The following is a 20,290-nucleotide window of genomic DNA, read 5'->3' on the forward strand; positions in this document are numbered from 1 at the left end:
ACGTGAACTACGCCGTTGCCGGCCTCGCCCTTCTCGCCGCGGCCGCCCTCGTCAACGCCCTCTTCACCCTCGCAGTCGTCAGAGGCTGGCGCGCGACGATAGCCGCCTCGACCCCGGCCGCCCACGCCCCGGCCCACGCCCCGGCCCCGCCGGTCCTCGCCGTACAAGAGGGCGACCACACCCCCGCGTTCACCTTGCACACTCCCCGAGGCGACGTCACCGAGTCCGCCCTGGCCGGGCACCCCGCCCTCATCTGCTTCCTGCGTCCCGACTGCGGGCCGACCAGGAACAGCCTCCCCGTGATCGAGCGGTGGGCGCGGGCGAACACTCCGTCGGGTGCGCGCCTCGTCGCCGTCATCAGCGGAGAGGCCCCCGAGGCCGATCCGCTGATCGAAGCGGTCGGCCCGCTCACCGAACTCGTCGCCACCGAACCCCCGAACGGTCCCGTCGCTCGCGCCTTCGGTGTACGTCACCACCCCAGCTTCGTCCTCCTCGACGCCGACGGAACCGTCACGGAGACAGGTATCGGCCAGGGCTCGCTGCCCGCCCTCGACTACCTCTCCGCATGACCGGGACGTCCACGTACCGTGCGTTCGCCGCCCGCACGGCCGAGTACCTGCGGGGCCTCGCCGCAGTGCTCGCCCTGACGATCCGAGCCTGCCCCGGGGCGCTCGCCGTCCGCATCGCCACCGTGGTCGTCGCGGGCGCCGCCCCGGTGGCCGCCTCCTGGCTGCTCAAGTACGTGGTCGACGGCCTCGCCGCGAACGACTTCCGCACCTGGGACCTCTACCGGGCCGCAGGTGGCATCGGCCTGCTCACCGTCCTCCTCGCCGCCGGCTCGGCCATCTCCTCCTACGCCGACGGCCGCATTCGCCGCGCCACCTCCACCCAGGCCCAGAGCGACCTGCTCGCCGCCGTCAACCGACTCAGCGGCCTGTCCAAGCTCGAGACGCCGACCTTCCAAAACCGCGTCCAACTCGCCATCCAAAGCGCGCAAGGAGCCGACCGGCTCGTCGCCGCGGCACTCCAAGGCGCGCAGGGCGTGCTCACCATGGCGGGCTTCCTGGGCAGTCTCCTGCTCGTCAGTCCCACGTTGGCCGCCATCCTCGTCGCCGCGGCTATCCCGGCCCTGTTCGCCCACCTGGCCAACAGCCGCCATCGCGCGGACATGTTCTGGCGCACCAGCAACCTCGCCCGCCGCCAGATCTTCTACCGGGGACTCCTCACCGACACGCAAGCGGCGAAAGAGATCCGCCTCTACGACCTCGGCGACTACTTCGCACGGCGCATGCGTACCGACCTCGACAACATCAACCGGCAGGAGGAACGCCTCGACCGCCGCCTCGCCGGCTACGAGACGGCCCTCGCCGTCCTCGGCGCCGGCATCTCCACCGGCGCACTCGTCTGGGGTGTGCACCAAGCCGCCGCCCATGCCCTCACCGCCGGTGACGTGTCCCTTCTCGTCGCGGCCTTGGCCGGCATGCAGACGGCGCTGGTCGGCCTGGTGGGGTGCATTGCCCAAAGCCACCAGACGGCCCTGTTGTTCAGCCACTACCGGCATGTCACCCGGGTCCGCGACGACCTCCCCCCACCCGCGAACCCGATCACACCACCGCCGCTGAGCCGCGGCCTCGAAATCCGGGATGTCTGGTTCCGCTACACCGACGACGGACCGTGGATCCTCCGCGGCGTCACCCTGACCATCCCGCACGGCACCAGCCTGGCCGTCGTCGGTCTCAACGGGGCCGGCAAGAGCACCCTCGTCAAACTGCTGTGCCGCCTCTACGACCCGCAGCGAGGCACCATCCACTGGGACGGCATCGACCTCAAGGACATCCCCGCGGACCGGTTGCGCCGGCGGGTCAGCGTGGTCTTCCAGGACCCGATGGAGTACGACCTCACCGCCAAGGAGAACATCGGTCTCGGCGATCTCGGCTCCCTCGACGACGACGAGCGCATCCACGCCGCCGCCGCCGACGCGGACATCCACACCGCCCTCGCCCGCCTCCCGCAGGGCTACGACACCATGCTCAGCCGGGTGTTCTTTCCCGACGACACCGAAGACTCCGGCACCGGCGTCCAGCTGTCCGGCGGCCAGTGGCAGCGCCTGGCCCTCGCCCGGGCCCTGATGCGTTCCGAACGCGACCTGATGATTCTCGACGAACCCAGCACCGGCCTCGACGCGGTCGCCGAACGCCACGTCCACGACCGGCTCACCGCACTGCGCCAAGGTGCGACGAGCGTCCTGGTCTCCCACCGTCTCAACACCGTCCGCGCCGCGGACGCCATCGTCGTCATCGCCGACGGCACCGTGCACGAGAGCGGCACCCACGAACAGCTCATGGCCATCGACGGCGTCTATGCCGAGCTCTTCACCACGCAGGCCGAAGGCTACGAGGAGATCGTCCGGTGACCGCCGCGACCCCAAGGCTCCTCGCCCTCGCCGGCGTGCTCCTGTCCGCCGCAGCCCTGTGGTCGGCGCGTGGGCGGTTGGTCGCGGTGACCGTTCGCGGCTACAGCATGTCGCCGACCCTCATGCCGGGCGACCGGGTCCTGATGCTTCGCGGCGGACGCCGGGTCGCCACCGGTCGGCTGGCCGTCGTCGTCGCGCCCCACCCCGAGTCCGGCTGGAGTCCTCCCGCGGGCGCCACACCCGTCTCGTGGTACATCAAACGCATCGCCGCTGTCGCCGGAGAGCCCGTACCGGACTGGGCAGGCCGATGCCCCGGCATTCACGTGCCGCCGGGCATGCTCGTCCTCCTGGGCGAGAGGCCGGGCTCGGTGGACTCCAAACAATGGGGCTACTGCCCCGAGGACAAGCTGATCGGCACCGTCCTGCTCCGGCTGGGGACCGCAGCCGGCGCGCCCTCCTCGCGCCGCCCCGCGCGGGACTCGTCGCCGCCGGCGACCCCTGCTCACACGCTGCGCCGCGTGGCGGCCGGCGAAGTTGCGGACCCGACGTCGGCCGGCACGGGTGGGTGAGCGAGCACATCCTCGCGCGGTGTGTGCAGCCGGCCCTGATGGACCTCACCGACCGACACGTCGACGCGCGTGCATCGACCCGGGCGGACGAACCGTCGTCGTCCCAGGCCACGCCGACCCCGCAGACCTCCAACCGGCTGCTCGACCCGGCCCGCGCCCACGACTGCCTGAAACGCGGGACACGACCGCGTGAGACCGCTGCGACGGTCGGGCGCTGTGCGGGGACGGGGGACGTTCGCCCATTGTGGTGAATCCGGGTGGGCGGTGGAGGGGTTGTCGCGCCGATGGGGGAGGAAGCCCTCGCCACGGTGCGCGGATACGCGCGCCGATCCCACGACGAACGAGGGGTACACATGACGAGTGCCGACCGTACGAGTATCGACCGCCGGAGCGCACTGCGCCTGACCTCGGCCGCCGCGGTCGGCACAGGCCTGGCCGTCGGTGCCGGGGGCACTGCGGGCGCCGCGCCGGCCCGGGCCCGGAAGTTCACCCTGACCGGCAAGCGGTCCGGCGCGAACATCCCGAACATCCTGACACCGGGCGCCGGATACTTCGTGCACTACGACCTGACCGACGCGGACGGGAAGGCGGCGGGCACGGAAAGCGCGTTCACCGTCCCGGTGACCGTCGGGACGGGCGGCGCCTTCGTCATCTCGAACCTCGTCCTGAGCCTGAACGGCGACCTGATCACCGCCGCTTCCGGATTCCCGCGTCCGCTGCCATCGGTCACCGAAATCGCGGCGACCTACACGCCGTGGTCACACACCTTCGCGGTCACCGGCGGCACCGGCGCCTACATCGCCGCCGCCGGCACGATCACGATCGAACACCCGACCAGGGACGACGACCGACTGACGATCGACCTGATCTGAACCGACTCGCCGACCCGCGATGGAACCACGGGCTGCGACAGTGGGGTGTTGCTCGCGGCGCGGCGCATCGTCGTGCCCGCGGCGGCTCGCCCCGCCGACGAGGCGGAAGGATGCTGGAGGCGGGCTCATACCGGCACAACGACGCGGCCACCCTCGCGTGCACAGTGTCGTTGACCTTCGCCTTCGACATCGAAGGAAGAGACAACGTGGTCGGTGGGAGTCGTTCATTAGGGTGAGCCGCATGGACATGCGAAGGATCGTCGCGGTACTGGCCGAGGAAGCCGAACAACAGACCCGAGACCGGACGTGGGAACTGGCGCCGCGCGACCGCGACCTCGCTCTCAAGGCCGTGACCGGCCTGCGTGACGCTGTCGGCCCGCCGGAAGTCCAGGAGGCGTTGCCGCGGATCGACCGGCTCGAACACCTACGGGAAACGCTCGCCGTCCTGGCGGTCACCCTGGCTCGCACTCACGGCCGCATGGCCTGGTTCCTCTCCGGTGCCATCGAGGCACTCGAACCCGTCCTGCGCTGGCGCGCCCTGCCCGCCGACCGCGGCGGCACCTTCGGCACCGTCCTCGCGAGTCCCGAGCAATACACCGAGGCGGAGGATGCCGTCCGCCGGCTCCAGGAAGCCCTTGCGCAGATCATCCCCGAGTCGGATGACCCCGGCAACGTTCGCCCGAGTCGGCAGGCAGACGGAGCCTGAGTCCCGGGAGTATTTCGAGGCGTACCGCACACACGGCGAATGGTCGGCGACGAGAACCCCACCGCCTTCGTGGCGACCGCCGCCGTCCTCCCGAGCCACCGGACGCAGCCCGAACGGATCCCCGGCGAACTTGGGTACCGACGCAGCGACTGCAACCGGTGGACTCCGGCGTCCTCGTACGTGACTGGGACGGCGCCCTCGACAGCGCGATCTCGGTGGAGGACGGCGGCCCGCGACCGATCCGGGACACCCGCCCGTAAGCCTGACAAAACCTTCGCCGACGCACTGACAGCGATGATGGGGGAGGCACCGTTCGGCGAGCCGGTGCCTACGGCGCCGAACTCGCACGTGGCTTCGGACATCAGGTGCGGCAGACCGTACCGGCGAACGCGAGAGCCGGCCCGTCGCCGATGGGCCCGCGCCGTCCTGCGGTCGATGTCGCAGCCGGTGTGCTCCGAGACCATGTCCGGACAGCCTCGCATGAGGCTCGGCACCATGGACGAGGTCCGGGCGCCGCCGTACCGTCGTGCGGATACACGGCGCCCCGGCACGGTGCGGGCGTACCACCAGTCTCTCGGAGGAGCCCCGCGATGGCGGACACCACACCACGCGGCGCATTGCGCGCCGTGGGCATCGAAGCCGGCGGGACGGTGCGCGTACCGGGAGCCGAACACCAACAGGCCGTGCGGCTCGAGGACTTGACCACACTCGGAACCGCCGTCACCGGACACACCGTCCTCGCGGACTGGCAGCACCTGCACGCGCGCAGCACTCCCCGGCCCGAGCCGGTGCCGGGGCTGCAGATCGACGGCTGCTTCCCCGCCGAGACGCGGCTGAACCCGCATCACGGCTGGAACCACGACGCGCAGTTCGTGCTGCGGCTCCCCGACGACTGGAACGGCAAGTTGGTCGTCACCGCCGCTCCGGGAATCCGACGGCAATACGCCACCGATCGCATCATCGCCGACGGGGCGCTCGCCGCAGGCTACGCCTACGCGGCCACCGACAAGGGCAACTCCGGCCCCGACTTCCACACCGCGGGTCACCGCCCCGGCGACGCGCTCGTCGACTGGTCCCGCCGCCTGTACGAACTCGCCGTCGCCGCGCGCCTGGCGGTGCGACGGCACTACGGCACGGAACCGCTGCGCACCTATGTCACCGGGATCTCCAACGGCGGCTACCTGACCCGCGTGCAACTCGAGCGGCACCCGGACCTCTACGACGGCGGCGTGGACTGGGAGGGCCCACTGTGGTCGGCCGAGGGACCCAACCTGTTCACCCATCTACCGACCGTCCTCGCCCACTATCCGCGCTACCGGGACAGCGGCGATCCGGACGCCCGGGCACGGCTGATCGAGGCGGGACTTCCGGCCGGCTCGGAGTTCCTGTGGGGGATCCACCACCGGACGTACTGGGATGTCACGCAACGCACCTACCGGGCGGTCTTCGACCCGCACTATCCCGGACCGGGACTACCGCCCACCGGTGTTCCCTTCGGGGGTCCCGGCGAACCCGGAAGCGACGCCGACTACGACTACCCGAACCGCCCCTCCGCCGTCCACGAGGCTGTCGCCCGGGTCGCGCTCACCGGGGCGATCGGCAAGCCCCTGCTTTCCTTGCACGGGACCCTCGACGCGTTCCTGCCCGTCGCCCTGCATTCCGACCGCTACGCCGACCTCGTCGCCTCCGCCGGTCGCGGCCGGCTGCACCGCCAGTACAGGATCGAGGGTGGTAATCACGTCGACGGATTCTGCGACCTCTTCCCCGAACGGCTGCGTCCTCTCCTGCCCGCGTACCGCACCGTGTTCAAGGCCCTGGAAGACTGGGTCGAGCACGGCGCGAACCCGCCGGCGAACCGCACCGTGGCCTGGAACGACGACGTGGACGACGGCGACATCGGCACCTGGTGACCCCTGCGGCCGAGGTTCGTCTCCTCGGCTCCGGGAGTCGACCGCTCCTTGCCGCACCCCGGCCGGTCGACGTCGGGCGACGACTCCGCGTCCGCGGACCGACATGGGGCCGCGGCCCACGGCGATCCCCGCAACTATGGTGATGGACTCCATGTGCCCGCGGGCACGCGGTTCCTACGGTATCGCCATGGAAACCAGCGCGATCAGCGGCGACCACTCGCCCACCCCCCTCGACGCCCCATTCCTGGCCGGACGCGTCGCGTTGGTGACCGGGGCGGCGAGCGGGATCGGCCGCGCCTGCGCCCTCGCGTTCGCCGCCGCGGGCGCGCACGTACACGTCGTGGACATCGCGGCCGACGCCGCCAAGGCGGTCGCCGAGGAGATCGGCGGCACCGCACACGGAACCGACCTGGCCGACCCGGACGCCGTGGACGACCTGCCGGCCCGGGTCGACATCGTGGTGAACAACGCCGGCCTGCAACACGTGGCGCCGATCCAGGAATTCCCCCTCGAACGGTTCACCCTCATCCACAGGGTGATGGTGGAGGCGCCCTTTCGCATCATGCGCCGCACCCTGCCGCACATGTACGCGCACGACTGGGGGCGCATCGTCAACATCTCCTCGGTGCACGGCCTGCGGGCGAGCCCGTTCAAGTCGGCGTACGTGAGCGCCAAGCACGCCCTGGAGGGACTCAGCAAGGTCGCCGCCCTGGAAGGCGCTCCGCACGGGGTGACCAGCAACTGCGTCTGCCCCGGCTACGTCCGCACGCCGCTGATCGAGGGCCAGATCGCCGCCCAGGCCACCGCGCACGGGATCGACGCCGACGAAGTGATCCGCGACATCCTGCTGGACCGCACGGCGATCAAGCGACTGATCGAACCCGAGGAGGTCGCCGAGGCGGCCCTCTTCCTGTGCCGACCGCACGCCCGCCACATCACCGGGACCTCCTTCGCGCTGGACGGCGGCTGGACCGCGCACTGACCCGCGCCGGGGTCACGCCCCGCCGGCACATCTCGAGACCGTGCGGAGAGCGGCACGACGCCGGGAGACGCCGCGAACCCAGCCCGGTGGACGCGCCGCGGCTGTCGGTATCACGTCGTGCGCGACGTGCCGCCCCGCGTGCGGGCGGCGTGGACCCCTTCGACCACGTGCGATACCCACCGCACGGGCGGGGAGGGCCGCTTCGCCCGGACGCAATCATGGTGTGCCCACACATGTATCGACGCCCGGTTGTGTCCTGTGGCACCATTTCCTGCTTCCGCAGGGGGCGTCTACGGTGGCGCACGCATCCCTTCCCTGCCACCACCTCGGCGGATGGACGGACGACCATGGCAGAGCACCATCCCGGGCCGACGACACGATTCACCCGGGACCTTCTCGACCTCCTCTCCGCGGATGCGCCCGCCGAGGACTTCCGAGCCCTGACCGCGCAGGCCCGGGCGGCCGGTGCCGCTCCCGACGACCTCGCGGACCTCGACGAGGCCACGGCGAAGGCCCTGCGTATCCGCGCCACACTGCGCGAACACCGGCGCCGGGAGCGGGAGTTGACCGCGTTGTTCGACACCGCGAGCGACCTCGCGGCGCTGCGGGACCTGGATTCGGTGCTGCGGTCGATCGTCCGGCGGGCGCGGATGCTGCTGGGCACCGACACCGCGTACCTGACGCTGCCCGACGAGGAGGCCGGCGACACGTACATGCGGGTGACCGACGGATCGGTCTCCCCGATCTTCCAGGGCCTGCGCCTGGGACTCGGGGACGGGCTCGGCGGCCTCGTCGCGCAGACCGCACGGCCGTACGCGACCCCGGACTACCGCACGGACACGCGCTTTCGGCATGTCGACCAGGTCGACGCGGGGGTGTTCGACGAGGGACTGGTCGCCATCCTCGGCGTGCCCCTGCTCCTGGGTTCCACACGCGGGGACGGCGGCAAGGTCGTCGGTGTCCTGATGGCCGCCGACCGGGCGCCGCGTGCGTTCGGCGGCGACGAGGTGGCGCTGATGAGCTCGCTGGCCACCCATGCCGCCATCGCCATCGACACCGCGCGCGCCATGGCCGACACCCGTGCGGCACTCGCCGAATTGGCCGAGGCGAACACCGTCATCCGGGCCCACGCCAACGCGGTGCAGCGGGCCGAGGAGGCGCACGACAAACTCACCGACCTGGTGTTGCGCGGCGGCGACCTGCCGGACGTGGCCGCCGCCGTCGCCGAACTCCTCGGCGGGCCGGTCGCCATCCACGACACCGGCGGCCTGGACCTGACCGGCACCGCGACGGACGCCGACTCCGCGCCGCTCGACCGCGCCGGCCTGGTCCGGGCCGCGGAGAAGTCCCACGCGCTCGGCCGCGCGGTGCCGCGGCACGGCGTGTGGGTCTGCGCCATCCTGGCCGGACCCGAGGCCCTGGGCAGCCTGGTGCTGCACCGCGCCGATCTCGACGACGCCGACCGGCACGTCTTCGAGCGGGCCGGCGTCGTGGCCGCGCTCCTGCTGCTGCTGCGCCGCTCGGTCACCGAGACCGAGAACCGGGTCCGCGGCGAGTTGCTGGCCGACCTGCTGACCGATCCCGACCGCGACCCCGCGTCCTTGTCGGCACGGGCGCGGCGTTCCGGAATCGATCTCGACCGCCCCCACCTGATCCTGGTCGCCGACACCACGAACTCGTGTCAGGAACGGCTCGCGGCCCGCGCCCGGCAGTACCTGTTCGCGGGCAGCGGGGTGACCGCGCAGCACGCCGGGTCCACGGTGCTGCTCCTGCCGGACGACGGCACACCGCCGGGTGAGGCGGCCCGGCGCGCCGCGAGCCGGCTCGGCGTACGGACCGGAGCCCCGGTCACGGTCGCCGCGGCCGGTCCCGCCGCGGGTGCGCGCGGCATCGCAGCGGCCCACTCCGAGGCGGCCCGGTGCCTGCGTGCCCTGGTGGTACTGGGTCGCGCCGGCGACGGCGCGTGCGCCGCGGAGCTGGGTTTCCTGGGCGTCGTGCTCGGCAACCGGCAGGACGTCGACGCGTTCGTCGGTGACGCGTTGGGCCCATTGCTGGCGTACGACACGCGACGCGGCACCGAACTCGTGCGCACGCTCCGGGCCTACTTCGCGTGCGGCGGCAGCCTGACCCGGGCCAAGGACGAGCTGCACATCCACGTCAACACCGTCGTGCAACGCCTGGACCGCATCGAGGCCCTCCTGGGCCCGGAGTGGAACCAGCCGCAGCAAGCCCTCGAACTGCAACTCGCCCTGCGCCTGCACCAACTCACCGAACGCGCACCGGCGAAACCGAGCACCTGACCCTCGGCAGGAACCGACGACCGGACGTCCACGCCCTCGGAGCCGGGCACCGAGCCGGACCCCGAGACATGCGGTCGGCTCACCTCGACCCGTCCCCCCGCGCCGCCACCGAAGTGGTATCGACCGGCACCACATCGGCGTGGTGCCGTCGTCATGCCACGGATCACGGGCGAGAGGTGGACAAGGTGATGGAGGCCGCCGCCCCCGTCGCGGACATACCCGACGGCGCGACGCCGGCCGTCGGGGCTTCGGCGTCTGCGGCATCCCGGTCACCCTGAGTCGCGGCCGGAACGCGGTGGCGCTCTACACCATCCCCGGCATGGGGCACGGCCTCGCCGTCGACCCCGGCGGCGCCGCGGAACAATGCGGCGGCACCGGCGCGTTCTTCCTCGACTCCGTCTGCTCCAGCTTCCAGACCGCGAAGTTCCGGGATCTGGACCGCACCGGCGACGGGGCACCCGCACTGCCCGCCCCGGCGGGCTGGTGGTGTCCGGCGTCACCGACACCACGGCGAGCAACCATGCCCACGTCGCGGCCGGCCGTGCGCACCAGAGCGGCGGATACTACGTGCTCGCCGATGGGGGCTGTCCCTGATATCAGGGCAGGGCCCGGTGAAGGCGGCGGGTGACGAAGGAGTCGACCACGAACGCGGCCGTTCCGGCGGATCCGTGGGGATCCACCGGAACGGCCGCGTGCTCGGGGTCGGTCACGGTCTCGATGTGAGCCTGCCGCGGAAGGCGGCACTGACGCGGCGACCTGTCGGCTTTCGCCCACGACCGCCGCTACACCGCGGACTTCATGCGGCGCCCGTCCGGCGTCCATCCCCGTGGGCGGGAAGTTCCCCTCGGAGGCGGCCAGTTCCTCCGCGACCCGGCGTCCACCCGCGCGCGGGCGGGAACGTGCGATCACCGGCCCCGAGGTCGTCGACATGGTCGGCCACCGACAGTTCGTCGTTTGATCGACGAGCCACCAGGGGTGTGACCCACACCTCTGGCCGCTCGTCGTGTGGGCCGTCCTCATGGGCCCGGTCCGGCGGTCCCGCCTACCGTGTCGGGGCGGGCCGCTCCGGGCCCGCCGGGCGGAGGAGTCGACGATGGTGCGGAAGTCTGGCGGCTGGATCCTCGCGGTGTTGCTCGCGCTGATGACCGGGCTTGCCGCAGCGCGGCCCGCCTCGGCCGCGGCACCGGCCCACCTCACGATGGAGGCGAGGTACGACACGCCGGCCAACGGCTGGGACCACGTCGAGCGTTATCTCGACACCACCGCCGGCTTTCACCAGGAGCAGTACCCGCCGGACGGTCGCGGTGACCAGGACGGTCAGCGCTTGACCTTCTTCGGCGGGGTGAAGCAGCCGTATTCCGGACGCTTCCTGCTCTACTCCGCGCCCGGCTGGAACAGTGGCGCGCACCAGGTGCCGGTGCTGCTGGTGCACGGCGCCAACGACAACCCGGACCGGGCCTGGGCCAACCCGGGCGAGTCGGGCGGCTACGGCTGCGGGCGGGCCTCCTGCCCGAACACCGGGCTGATGCAGTACCTCTCCACGCGGGGATACCGGGTCTTCGCCATCGGCTTCGCGCACAAGCAGGGCGACAACCTGATGCAGGCGCAGGAGGTGGGCGACGCGGTCGCGTTGATCCGCGCGAGGCTGGGCGTCGGCCAGGTGGATGTGGTCGGGTGGAGCAAGGGTGAGATGTCCTCGCGGGCGTACGTCTCCTCGGTCAAGCCCTCCTGGGGGCGGCCGTACGCCGGCGACGTCCGGCGACTGGTCACCCTGGGCGGCCCCAACGGCGGCTACGACTACCCCTACGCGCACGGCTGGGCGCACGATTTCAGCATCTGGCCGGAGTGCGGCGGCAAGGTCAACGCGCCCTCTCCACACCTGCACATGACCTGCTACGGCACCTACCAGGCCCACCCCGAGTACGCTTTCACCCCGACCGGCGGCTACGACGACTACCCGGGGCAGCGACAGATGCTGGCCCGCTGGGACGGTACGTACGGAGTCGACCAGAGCCAACAGGACTGGTACACCACCTACTACGGCGGCCAGGGCTTCTACACCGACGGTACCGGCATCCAACCGGCCATCGCCGCGGGCTCGTTGATCACACCGCTGCACCAGGCCGGCATCCCCGCCCAGGTCCGCACCTTCCTGCTGGCCGGCGGTACACCGAGCGTCCTCGGCATCTTCAACGAGAACCGCGGACCCAGCGACGGCGTGGTCTTCGTCTCCAGTGCCTTGGACACCACCGGAGTCGGTACCGTCGGCGGGACCGCATTGGTCGCCGGTGCCAACCACCTCGAACTCGGCTGGAACACCACGGTCGCGGCGCAGGTCGCCGGCTGGCTGGACTGAAGGATCAAACATGCTGCTGCCCACCATCACCGCGGGCCGGATCGCGACCTCCCGGCTCACCGTCAACCGCCTCGAGATCGAAGGACGCCTCGGCGAGCCGGTGGTCTTCGTGCACGGCAACGTCTCCTCCTCGCTCTTTTGGCAACAGGCGATGCTCGACCTGCCCGCGCGGTACCGGCCGATCGCGCTCGACCTGCGCGGCTTCGGCGACACCGACCCGCTGCCGGTGGACGCGACCCGCGGCCTGCGCGACTACAGCGACGATCTGAGCGCGCTGATCGAGGCGCTCGACCTGGGCCGGGTGCACCTGGTGGGCTGGAGCCTGGGCGGGGGCGTGGTCCTGCAGCAACTGCGGGACCACGCCGAGCGGTTGCGCTCGGTGACACTGGTCAACCCGGTCTCGCCCTACGGTTTCGGCGGCACGCACGGCGTCGACGGCCGGCTGAACAGCCCGGACGGCGCGGGCTCCGGCGGCGGTTCGGCGAACCCGGAGTTCGTCCGGCTGCTGGCGGCCGGCGAGACCGGCGGAGAGTCGCCGCTCTCACCCCGCGCCGTTTTCGCCGCCTGCTACGTCGACGCGCCCGTGGAGCCGGCCGACGCCTATGTCGCCTCGATGCTCTCCACCCGGGTCGGCGACGACCACTACCCCGGCGACTCCCGCACCAGCGAGACCTGGCCGGGTATCGCTCCGGGCGACCGCGGTGTGCTCAACTGCCTGGCACCGACGCACTTTCGGATCGACGACCTGGAGCTCGCCGGGGCCCGACCCCCGGTGCTGTGGCTGCGCGGCGCGGCCGACGTGATCGTCTCCGACACCTCGCTCTTCGACCTCGCCCACCTGGGCGCGCTGGGCGCCGTCCCCGGCTGGCCCGGCGAGGACCGCTGCCCGGCCCAGCCCATGCTCGCCCAGACCCGCGCCGTCCTGGCCCGCTACGCGGCAGCCGGCGGCCCGGTCCGCGAGGCGGTGATCGAGGGCGCTGGGCACAGCGTGCACATCGAGCGCCCGAAGGAGTTCCTGGCGGAACTGCTCGGCGTGCTGCGCGAGGCCGGCGCCGGAGCCCCGACCGGGTGACTGCGCGGGCTTGAAGAGCCTGTTTCACGCCTCCGGGTGGTGTGTACCCGGATCGGGAATCGAACAGGGCAGAGTTCAAAGGCCGTCCGCGAGCCGGACCGGGCAGTGAGCAGGAACAGCCGACCGGCCGCGGCGGCGCACCGGCGCACCGGCGGCCCGGCGGTGGGCGCGCCCGCTCGGTGTGCGGGCTCACCGCCGCTTCGAGGGCGCCGAACGGGTGGTTCGGGCCGGAGGCCCTGCAGGGGCGCTCGCATACGACCGAGGAACGGTTTTGAAGGCATGCGCCGTGCGTGGCCCCGCCCGACGAGTGGAGGCGTCCCGCGTGACGCAGCAGACGACCTCGATGCCCGACGAGTCCGCGTCGGCGCCCGAACCCGCCTCGGGGACCGCGCCATCCGCGATGTTCGTCGTCCGTCATCGGCACCTGGTGGCGATCGCGGCCCTGGTGGTGACGTTGGTGATCGGGTGGGTGGGGTACGACGTCGCCGAGCGCCTGTCCGCGGAGGGCATGCTCCCGCCCCGAGCCGAGTCGCTGCGCGTGAACCACATTCTCGCCCGCGACTTCGCCGCGGACGAGCGTGCCGCGCGGTTGCGCGAGCAGTTGTCCGGGACCGACGGCGCCTGGGCGCAGACGCGTTCGGGCGGGCGGGCGTCGGTCACCGCGTGGGCCGGTGCGGCGATCACGGGCGCCTCCAGGGCCTGGACACGGCGGTGGTCGGGCACGCATTTCACGATCGTCCCACCGTCCTGCCCGGACGGCGGTTTCGTGCCGGCGTCGGGAGTTCCCGGGTTCGGTCGGGGCGGGTCATCATGGACCCCCGAGAGTGACCGGGCGTGACGTCGGAGGTTGGTATGGGTGATCACGGTAGGCCGAGTCCGGATCCGTCGAAGGGCAAGGCCCCGCCGGACAATTCCGATGGTCAGTTGCCGCCGGAGCCGGACCCGGACGGCAAGTACAAGAAACCGAAGCCGTGACCGAACTTGCCGCACATCGGCGGGCGTCGGCGGAGGCGATGGACGCCCACGGTGCGTGGCCCGCGGACGCCCCGTGGCTGGCCGAGGCGTTCGAGGCCCTGCCCCGGCACGTCTTCGCCCCGGACCGCCTGTGGGACTGGGACGGCCACGCGTACGTCCCCGTGGACCGCACCACCGACCCGGAACGGTGGGCGCGTCTGGTGTACGCCGGGCCCTACGACGCGGCGATCACCGAGGTCACCGACGGCCGCCCCGCCTCGAGCCTGTCCTGCACGTCGGTGGTGGCCGACATGATCGACTCCCTCGACCTCGGCCCGGGACACCGCGTCCTGGAACTGGGCACCGGCACCGGCTGGAACGCCGCCCTGATCGCCCACCACGTCGGCCCCACCGGCTCGGTCACCAGCGTCGAGGTCGACCCCGCGCTCGCCGACCGCGCCGCAACCACCCTGGCCGCCGCGGGAGTCGAGGTGGACGTGCGCGTCGGCGACGGCGCCAAGGGATGGCCCGACAACGCCCCCTACCAGCGGATCATCGCCACCTACGCCGTCGACCCCGTCCCGAACGCGTGGATCGAACAACTCGAACCCGGCGGCGACCTCGTCTTCCCCTGGGGCCGACTCGGCCACTTCGCCCTCACCCTCGACGCCACCGGCACCACCGCCACCGGCTGGTGCCAGGGCCTCGCCCAATTCATGAGCTCCCGCGACATCACCCCCACACCCACCTTCGACGACATCCACACCCACCACCCCACCGCCGACCATGAACACGAGATCATCCGCGACCCGGCCCCGCTGCGCACGAACAACGTGCTGTGGGCGCTGCGCGTGGCCCTGCCCGACGTCCGCTACACCGTCACCCCGCCCGGGCCGGACGGCACAACGGTGCGTGTGCACGACGGCGCCGCGTCCTGGGCGACCCTGACCACCACGCGCGACGACGACCACGTCCTCGTCCGCGAAGGCGGACCCCGACGCCTCGCCGACGAACTCCTCGCAGCCTGGGACCGATGGACCGACGACGGGCGGATCCGGCTGTACGACTACGGCATGACCGTCACGCCCACCGAGCAGTACGTGTGGGCCGGCGATCCCGACACCGGACGCCGATGGCCGATCCGGGACCCGGCACCGATCGGGAGTTGATCCCGCAACGAGCCACGGCCCACACGGCCGTGACGAGCGGCCCGGGCCGCGCCGTACCGTCCCCTTCGGCGCTGCCACGGCCGTCGATCGCCGAAACGCAACCGTCCACCCCCACCACGCGACGCTGCTCACCGACGCCCCGCCCCCCCCGCAGGCCCGGCTGCACTACGCGGTGACGGCCACCATCCGATGTGCCACGCCGCCGTGTTCGACGATTCCGACGCGTACGCGGCACGAACAACTCTCCCTCACGGTGCCGCGCCACGGCCGCGGCGGCGAGTCCACGCCCCCACCGGCCGACCCCCCGCGTCGACCGATGACGGGCCGACCCCGGCCGCACCCACGAATGCTCCCGCCGCGCTGGACGCCGACCGGTGCGGCACGGTCGGCACCGCGCGACCGCCTCCGCACGGCGCACTCGCCCCCGCCCGGGCGCACTCGCCCCCGCCCGGATGCCGCGCGCCTACATCGGGTGCATGGCTCCGCCGCCGGCGCCGTTCTCCTCCTCACTCATGCGGACGACCGGCACACGGTCGTCGAGGGTGGTCCGCAGCCGTCACGGGGCACGATGCCGGCGCAGGGCCTGGCCGCGGTAGCCGTAGCCGTACGTCTCGGTGGCCACGTCCGGATCGGACAATTCGGCTGGCGCGGCATCGGCGGCGAGGGCCAGTTCCGGCTCGGTCAGGGCGCCGAGCGCGGTTGCGGTGAGGCCGGTGGCGAGCGCACCGCGCAAGAGTCGGCGGCGGTTCACGGTGTCGTCTCCATCGTCGGACTTCGGTAGGGGCGTGGGGGAGTGGTGTGCCCAGAGTCGCGCAGCGAACTCGGGAGGGGCACCGGGAATCCGAAGCGCGTCAGCGACGCACGATGGTCACCGTTGCTTCACCTCGTGCGATCTTCGAGACCACGGTGATCGTCGCCGGGTGTCGACGCAGCGTACGCACCGGCCAACAACCTTCTTCTACGCGGGAATTGCCCGTTCGAGGGCGGTGCGGACGTTTTCGACGTCGGTGGCCGGTGTCGGTGTGCGTCGAGGGCGGTGTGCAGGCGGCGCAGGAGGTCGACGCAGTGGAGGCAGGGCGCACGCGACCGGGTCGAGCGCACGGTCGTCGACGCCGTGCGGGTTCTGCCCCGCGCGCGTACGAGGGGCCGAACCAGGTCTGCGTGGCGCTGCTCGGCGGGCGGGCCGACAGGCTGGGTTGTCATGCGCGCGGGTGGACGATTTCCACGCGGCGATTCTTCTTCCGGCCTTCCTCGGTGCCGTTGTCGGCAACCGGATCCTTTTCACCCAATCCGCGGACATCGAAGGACACGGCTGAGCCCAGGATCCCGACCAAGACCGTGTGCACCGCGTCGGCGCGCTGTCGCGACAGCACGTCTCCGTGCGCGGACGAGCCGAGGTTGTCGGTGTAGCCGAGTACGGTCACCTTGGCGGGATTCGACTTCCTGATCTCTTCGGCCAGGGCAGCGATTCGCGTCTTGGCCGTGTCGCCCAGCACGGCACTGTCCTTGCCGAACAGTACCTCGGCTTGAAGCGCGACCCGGACATCGGTGTTGGTCTCCTGGCGACGCTCTTCACCGCCTTCGTCCTCGACGATCCGACCGATGTCAAGGACTCGGCCGGGTGCAAGGGTGGCTCCTGCGCTCAGTTTCAGATCGGGGTCGGCCGCGTCGATCCGGACGGGCGGCACGGTCGATATCGTCGTACCCGGCGGCGGGGCCGGGACATCGACGGCGACGGCGATGCCGGCGCCGAGGAGTGACGTGCCGGCCACGAGCGCAACGCCGGCGGTAGTACGGCCCGCAATGAACGAGGTACCACGCGGAATCCGCAGGCGAGTCATCGACATCCTCATCCGGAGATCCTCAGCGAGGCGGTGGCGAAGTTCGGCAGCGTGAAGTCGACCTCGGTCGTTCCGGCCGGAGGTGCCGGGAACTGCATGAAGACGGGGATCGATTCCCCCGGCGTCAGTGCGGTGAGCTTGTTGGTGCACAAGCACTGTCCGTCGGTATCACGCAGGATGTAGTAGCGCTTCCTGCCGGCTTTGTCGACCAGGGTCGCTCCGCCCACCGAGTTGAGATTTCGGTTCTGGATGACGGTCTCGGTGCCGGACCACGCGGCGGGGTTCAGGGCAATGGGGCCGTTGTTGGTGAGCATGCCCTGGACCGTGACGAACCCGCCGGAGTCCCGCAGCACCTGTTTGACGACCAACACAGCCCCTCCGGCGCCCCTCAGTTCGGCGAGCTCGGCGTTCGGGTCGACCGGCTTCCCTGCGGCGGTACCCGCCGGAGCGTTGTCCGCCGGAGCGCTGCCCGCTGCAGCCGACCGGCTGAGCGGTGAATCCGCGCCCTTGCTCGCGCCCGAATCGCTGTCGCCGCTGCACCCCGTGACGACGAGAGCCGACGCGACGGCCGTCACCACAACCGCCACCGTCATTCTTCGAGGACGGGAGGGTCCTGCCTTCATGGATTTCATCCTTACTCGTCGAGTGCCCCGTCTCGCCGATCGCCCGACGCATGACGCGATCGTCGGTCCGCAGGGCAGTCATCCGTCGCATGATCGATTTCCGCGAAGCGGTGCCGGGCAAGACAGTAGATCGACTTCGAGACGGTGAACGGAGTGAGGGACCCTCATCGTCGGCATCGAGGGACCCCCAGGTGGAGTCGGACGCGCCGGCACCGGTCCTACAGGATGCGCCGGCCCGGCCGTCCCGCCTTGACACGAACGTCGCACGCATGACGACCGGGGCGCGCGGTGACGTACCCAAGTACCCGGTAGTCGGCTCGGCACCTCTCGTGCGACGCCGTTTCGGCGTCAAAAACGGCTCCGTGGTCGCCGGAGGACTACCCGCGCCGCCGATGTGACAAGTAGCGGGCGGAAGCAGCTCGCGTCAGCGGCGCCGGGCCAGTTCGTCGCAGCGGTCCCGCAGGCGTGGTGCGCCGGGCACGGGCGGGCTGGAGGGCGCTCCCGAACGGGCGCTCCGATCCGGTGGCGCTGCCCAGCCAGGGATCTCGGCGCATCGTCGTAGGCGTCACCTACTGTTGGCGCACCACGTCCGCCTGAGTCGCCCGGGTGCCGCACCCGACGAGCGGACTTGGGTGGGGCGTCCGGATGGGCTCGGGAACGCCCCTTTGGAGATGGTGTGTTGGGGTGTTTTCGTGGCGGGTCGTCGCAGGCCGAGGGCGACGCCTGCCGCGACGATCAGGGCGCCGGCGGTGTCGGCGGGGCCCGGCCGGCCGAGGCCGAGGGCGAGGGTGGTGAGCAGTGCGCCCACCGGCACCAGGCCGGCGAAGAGGCCCGCGTGGTCGGCGCCGAGGCGGCGCAGCGCGTCGTACCAGAGGAAGAAGGCGAGCGCGGTGACGATCGCGCCGAGGTAGCCGAAGGCGGCTGCTTCGCTGGGGGTGGGGAGCCGTAGGGAGTCGGTACCGTCCACCGCGAGACTCGCGGCCAGGAGCATGGGCACCGACAGAGCGGCGGGATAGGCGGCGACCCTCAGGGGGCCGAGTTTGGGCAGGAGCGGGATGGCGAGCAGGGAGAAGGCCACCTCGCCGGCGAGCGCGCCCAGCGCCAGGAGCAGACCCGTCGGGCTGCCCGAGCCGAGGCCGGCGGCGACTGCTGCGCCCAGTGCCACGACGAGCGCGGCGCCGACGATGCGGGGGGCGGGGCGTCGGCGTTGTGCCAAGGGTCCGACGAGTGCCAGGACGAGGGGGACGGTTCCGATCACGCTGCCGATCATGGCGGGGCCGGCGTGCCGGGTGGCTTCGACCAGGAAGAGGTTGAACCCGGCCAGACCGGTGGCGGCCAACGCGATGAGGAGCAGGATGTCACGCGGGGTCAGGCGGACAGGGGGCAGGCGCCGGTGTTGTGCGACGGCGAGCAGGATCGCTGCGGCAAGCGCGTAGCGCAGTGCCTGTCCGGCGAAGACCGGGTAGTCGGCGATGGTGGCGGAGACCGCGGTCGACGTACCGACGAGCAGCATCGCCGAGGCCGCGCCGACGGAGGCGGCGGTGGTTCTCATGCGGCGTGCTCCGCGGCGTGTTCCGGCGACGTGGAGGCGGCTGCCGGGGCGTGGTCCGGGGAGGCCAGGACCTTGCGGGTGATGCGTTCGGCGATGGCGGCGACCAGGGTTCGGGGGCGGCGGGGTGTCAGGTGCGCGGTGAGGGCGTTGCCGAGTCCGGGGGCGACATAGCCGCGGTCGCGCTCCAGCGCGCGCAGGGCGGCGCGTACGACGGGCTCCGGGGTGGTCATCGAGCCGGTGACGGCCGCCCGGCGGGTGCCGATGGTGTCGAAGAAGGCGGTCTCGACCGGGCCCGGGCACAGGGTGAGCACGCGGATGCCGCGCCGACGGTACTCCTGTCGCAGGGCGAGGCCGAAGTTGAGGACGAACGCCTTGGCCGCGCCGTAGACGGCGAAGTACGGCGCCGGCTGGAACCCGGCGTTGGAGGCCACGTTGACGACCGCGCCGCGGCCGCGTTGCAGCATCCCGGGCAGCAACTCGTGGGTGAGGTCGACGAGTGCGACGACATTGACCATCAGCTGGTCGTGGTCGCGGGATGCGGGTATCTCCTCGAAGCGGCCGCAGGTGCCGAAGCCGGCGTTGTTGACCAACAGGTCGACGCCGAGACCGCGGGCGGCCAGCTCGACCGCGATGCGGCGGGCCGCGTCCGGCTCGGCGAGATCCTGGACGAGCACGTGCGTGCGCACGCCGTGCTCGGCGTTCAGGCGCTCGGCGAGCGCGGCGAGACGGTCTTCGGAACGCGCGACCAGGATCACGTCGTTTCCGCGGGCGGCGAGCTGCGCGGCGAATTCCGCGCCGAGGCCGGACGACGCTCCGGTGATGAGGGCGGTGCTGTGCATGAGATTCTCCTTCAGGCTGGCAACTGAGATGAGAAGGTAGCAGTAACTCGCCAAAGTGCAACAGAGTTGATGCAGATATGGATGCCCTTGCATCAGTGTTGTATTGTTGTGTTCGATAATTGTTCTGACTGG

17 protein-coding genes are annotated in these 20,290 nt (G+C 71.7%); 12 read left to right on the forward strand and 5 right to left on the reverse strand.

The window, feature by feature from the left end:
- Nucleotides 1–2 precede the first annotated feature (2 nt).
- The 12 genes from ACZOOI_RS44125 (at nt 3) to ACZOOI_RS44180 (ending at nt 15,303) form a co-directional block, all read left to right on the forward strand.
- Nucleotides 3–569 carry a TlpA family protein disulfide reductase gene (locus tag ACZOOI_RS44125; RefSeq protein WP_465282451.1) on the forward strand — a complete coding sequence of 189 codons (567 nt, stop codon included), beginning with the start codon at nt 3–5 and terminating at the stop codon, nt 567–569.
- Nucleotides 566–2,413 (forward strand): ABC transporter ATP-binding protein, encoded by a 1,848-nt coding sequence (locus tag ACZOOI_RS44130; protein ID WP_465282452.1) that lies wholly within the window; start codon nt 566–568, stop codon nt 2,411–2,413. The genes ACZOOI_RS44125 and ACZOOI_RS44130 overlap by 4 nt, the downstream gene beginning before the upstream one ends.
- Entirely contained in the window at nt 2,410–2,982 is a 573-nt protein-coding gene (locus tag ACZOOI_RS44135; protein WP_465282453.1) for a S26 family signal peptidase, read from the forward strand. The genes ACZOOI_RS44130 and ACZOOI_RS44135 overlap by 4 nt, the downstream gene beginning before the upstream one ends.
- Before the next feature lie 353 nt (nt 2,983–3,335).
- On the forward strand, nt 3,336–3,854 hold the full coding sequence (locus tag ACZOOI_RS44140) for a hypothetical protein (protein ID WP_465282454.1): 519 nt from the start codon (nt 3,336–3,338) through the stop codon (nt 3,852–3,854).
- Nucleotides 3,855–4,095: 241 nt separating this feature from the next.
- The gene (locus ACZOOI_RS44145; protein ID WP_465282455.1) at nt 4,096–4,560 is read left to right on the forward strand and encodes a hypothetical protein; all 465 of its coding nucleotides are present in this window, start codon (nt 4,096–4,098) and stop codon (nt 4,558–4,560) included.
- A 590-nt stretch (nt 4,561–5,150) separates the two neighbouring features.
- Nucleotides 5,151–6,470: a tannase/feruloyl esterase family alpha/beta hydrolase gene (locus ACZOOI_RS44150; RefSeq protein ID WP_465282456.1), complete on the forward strand. Its 1,320-nt coding sequence runs from the start codon at nt 5,151–5,153 to the stop codon at nt 6,468–6,470.
- Between the two features lie 187 nt (nt 6,471–6,657).
- Nucleotides 6,658–7,452 (forward strand): 3-hydroxybutyrate dehydrogenase, encoded by a 795-nt coding sequence (locus tag ACZOOI_RS44155; RefSeq protein ID WP_465282457.1) that lies wholly within the window; start codon nt 6,658–6,660, stop codon nt 7,450–7,452.
- A gap of 347 nt (nt 7,453–7,799) precedes the next feature.
- Nucleotides 7,800–9,752 (forward strand): helix-turn-helix domain-containing protein, encoded by a 1,953-nt coding sequence (locus ACZOOI_RS44160; protein WP_465282458.1) that lies wholly within the window; start codon nt 7,800–7,802, stop codon nt 9,750–9,752.
- Nucleotides 9,753–10,845: 1,093 nt separating this feature from the next.
- Complete coding sequence (locus ACZOOI_RS44165; RefSeq protein ID WP_465282459.1) at nt 10,846–12,108, forward strand: esterase/lipase family protein; 1,263 nt, start codon at nt 10,846–10,848, stop codon at nt 12,106–12,108.
- 10 nt (nt 12,109–12,118) lie between these two features.
- Nucleotides 12,119–13,180 (forward strand): alpha/beta fold hydrolase, encoded by a 1,062-nt coding sequence (locus ACZOOI_RS44170; RefSeq protein WP_465282460.1) that lies wholly within the window; start codon nt 12,119–12,121, stop codon nt 13,178–13,180.
- Nucleotides 13,181–13,502: 322 nt separating this feature from the next.
- A complete protein-coding gene (locus ACZOOI_RS44175; protein WP_465282461.1) occupies nt 13,503–14,018 on the forward strand; it encodes a hypothetical protein in 516 nt (171 codons plus the stop codon).
- Nucleotides 14,019–14,151: 133 nt separating this feature from the next.
- A complete protein-coding gene (locus ACZOOI_RS44180) occupies nt 14,152–15,303 on the forward strand; it encodes a methyltransferase domain-containing protein (RefSeq protein WP_465282462.1) in 1,152 nt (383 codons plus the stop codon).
- Between the two features lie 556 nt (nt 15,304–15,859).
- On the opposite strand, the gene ACZOOI_RS44185 is transcribed toward ACZOOI_RS44180, so the two are convergent.
- The 5 genes from ACZOOI_RS44185 to ACZOOI_RS44205 form a co-directional block, all read right to left on the reverse strand.
- On the reverse strand, nt 15,860–16,054 hold the full coding sequence (locus ACZOOI_RS44185; RefSeq protein WP_465282463.1) for a hypothetical protein: 195 nt from the start codon (nt 16,052–16,054) through the stop codon (nt 15,860–15,862).
- Nucleotides 16,055–16,502: 448 nt separating this feature from the next.
- Nucleotides 16,503–17,156 carry an OmpA family protein gene (locus ACZOOI_RS44190; RefSeq protein ID WP_465282464.1) on the reverse strand — a complete coding sequence of 218 codons (654 nt, stop codon included), beginning with the start codon at nt 17,154–17,156 and terminating at the stop codon, nt 16,503–16,505.
- On the reverse strand, nt 17,153–17,737 hold the full coding sequence (locus ACZOOI_RS44195; RefSeq protein WP_465284170.1) for a hypothetical protein: 585 nt from the start codon (nt 17,735–17,737) through the stop codon (nt 17,153–17,155). The genes ACZOOI_RS44190 and ACZOOI_RS44195 overlap by 4 nt, the downstream gene beginning before the upstream one ends.
- 595 nt (nt 17,738–18,332) lie before the next feature.
- Entirely contained in the window at nt 18,333–19,319 is a 987-nt protein-coding gene (locus ACZOOI_RS44200) for a DMT family transporter (RefSeq protein WP_465282465.1), read from the reverse strand.
- On the reverse strand, nt 19,316–20,158 hold the full coding sequence (locus ACZOOI_RS44205) for an SDR family NAD(P)-dependent oxidoreductase (protein ID WP_465282466.1): 843 nt from the start codon (nt 20,156–20,158) through the stop codon (nt 19,316–19,318). The genes ACZOOI_RS44200 and ACZOOI_RS44205 overlap by 4 nt, the downstream gene beginning before the upstream one ends.
- Nucleotides 20,159–20,290: the final 132 nt, after the last annotated feature.

The sequence above is a fragment of the Embleya sp. L77 genome (genome assembly GCF_055557415.1).

Coding starts and splice junctions, on each gene's coding strand:
- ACZOOI_RS44130 (WP_465282452.1), top strand. CDS start 566: ATGACCGGGACGTCCACGTACCGTGCGTTCGCCGCCCGCACGGCCGAG.
- ACZOOI_RS44140 (WP_465282454.1), top strand. CDS start 3,336: ATGACGAGTGCCGACCGTACGAGTATCGACCGCCGGAGCGCACTGCGC.
- ACZOOI_RS44145 (WP_465282455.1), top strand. CDS start 4,096: ATGGACATGCGAAGGATCGTCGCGGTACTGGCCGAGGAAGCCGAACAA.
- ACZOOI_RS44150 (WP_465282456.1), top strand. CDS start 5,151: ATGGCGGACACCACACCACGCGGCGCATTGCGCGCCGTGGGCATCGAA.
- ACZOOI_RS44155 (WP_465282457.1), top strand. CDS start 6,658: ATGGAAACCAGCGCGATCAGCGGCGACCACTCGCCCACCCCCCTCGAC.
- ACZOOI_RS44160 (WP_465282458.1), top strand. CDS start 7,800: ATGGCAGAGCACCATCCCGGGCCGACGACACGATTCACCCGGGACCTT.
- ACZOOI_RS44165 (WP_465282459.1), top strand. CDS start 10,846: ATGGTGCGGAAGTCTGGCGGCTGGATCCTCGCGGTGTTGCTCGCGCTG.
- ACZOOI_RS44170 (WP_465282460.1), top strand. CDS start 12,119: ATGCTGCTGCCCACCATCACCGCGGGCCGGATCGCGACCTCCCGGCTC.
- ACZOOI_RS44190 (WP_465282464.1), bottom strand. CDS start 17,156: ATGAGGATGTCGATGACTCGCCTGCGGATTCCGCGTGGTACCTCGTTC.
- ACZOOI_RS44195 (WP_465284170.1), bottom strand. CDS start 17,737: ATGACGGTGGCGGTTGTGGTGACGGCCGTCGCGTCGGCTCTCGTCGTC.
- ACZOOI_RS44200 (WP_465282465.1), bottom strand. CDS start 19,319: ATGAGAACCACCGCCGCCTCCGTCGGCGCGGCCTCGGCGATGCTGCTC.
- ACZOOI_RS44205 (WP_465282466.1), bottom strand. CDS start 20,158: ATGCACAGCACCGCCCTCATCACCGGAGCGTCGTCCGGCCTCGGCGCG.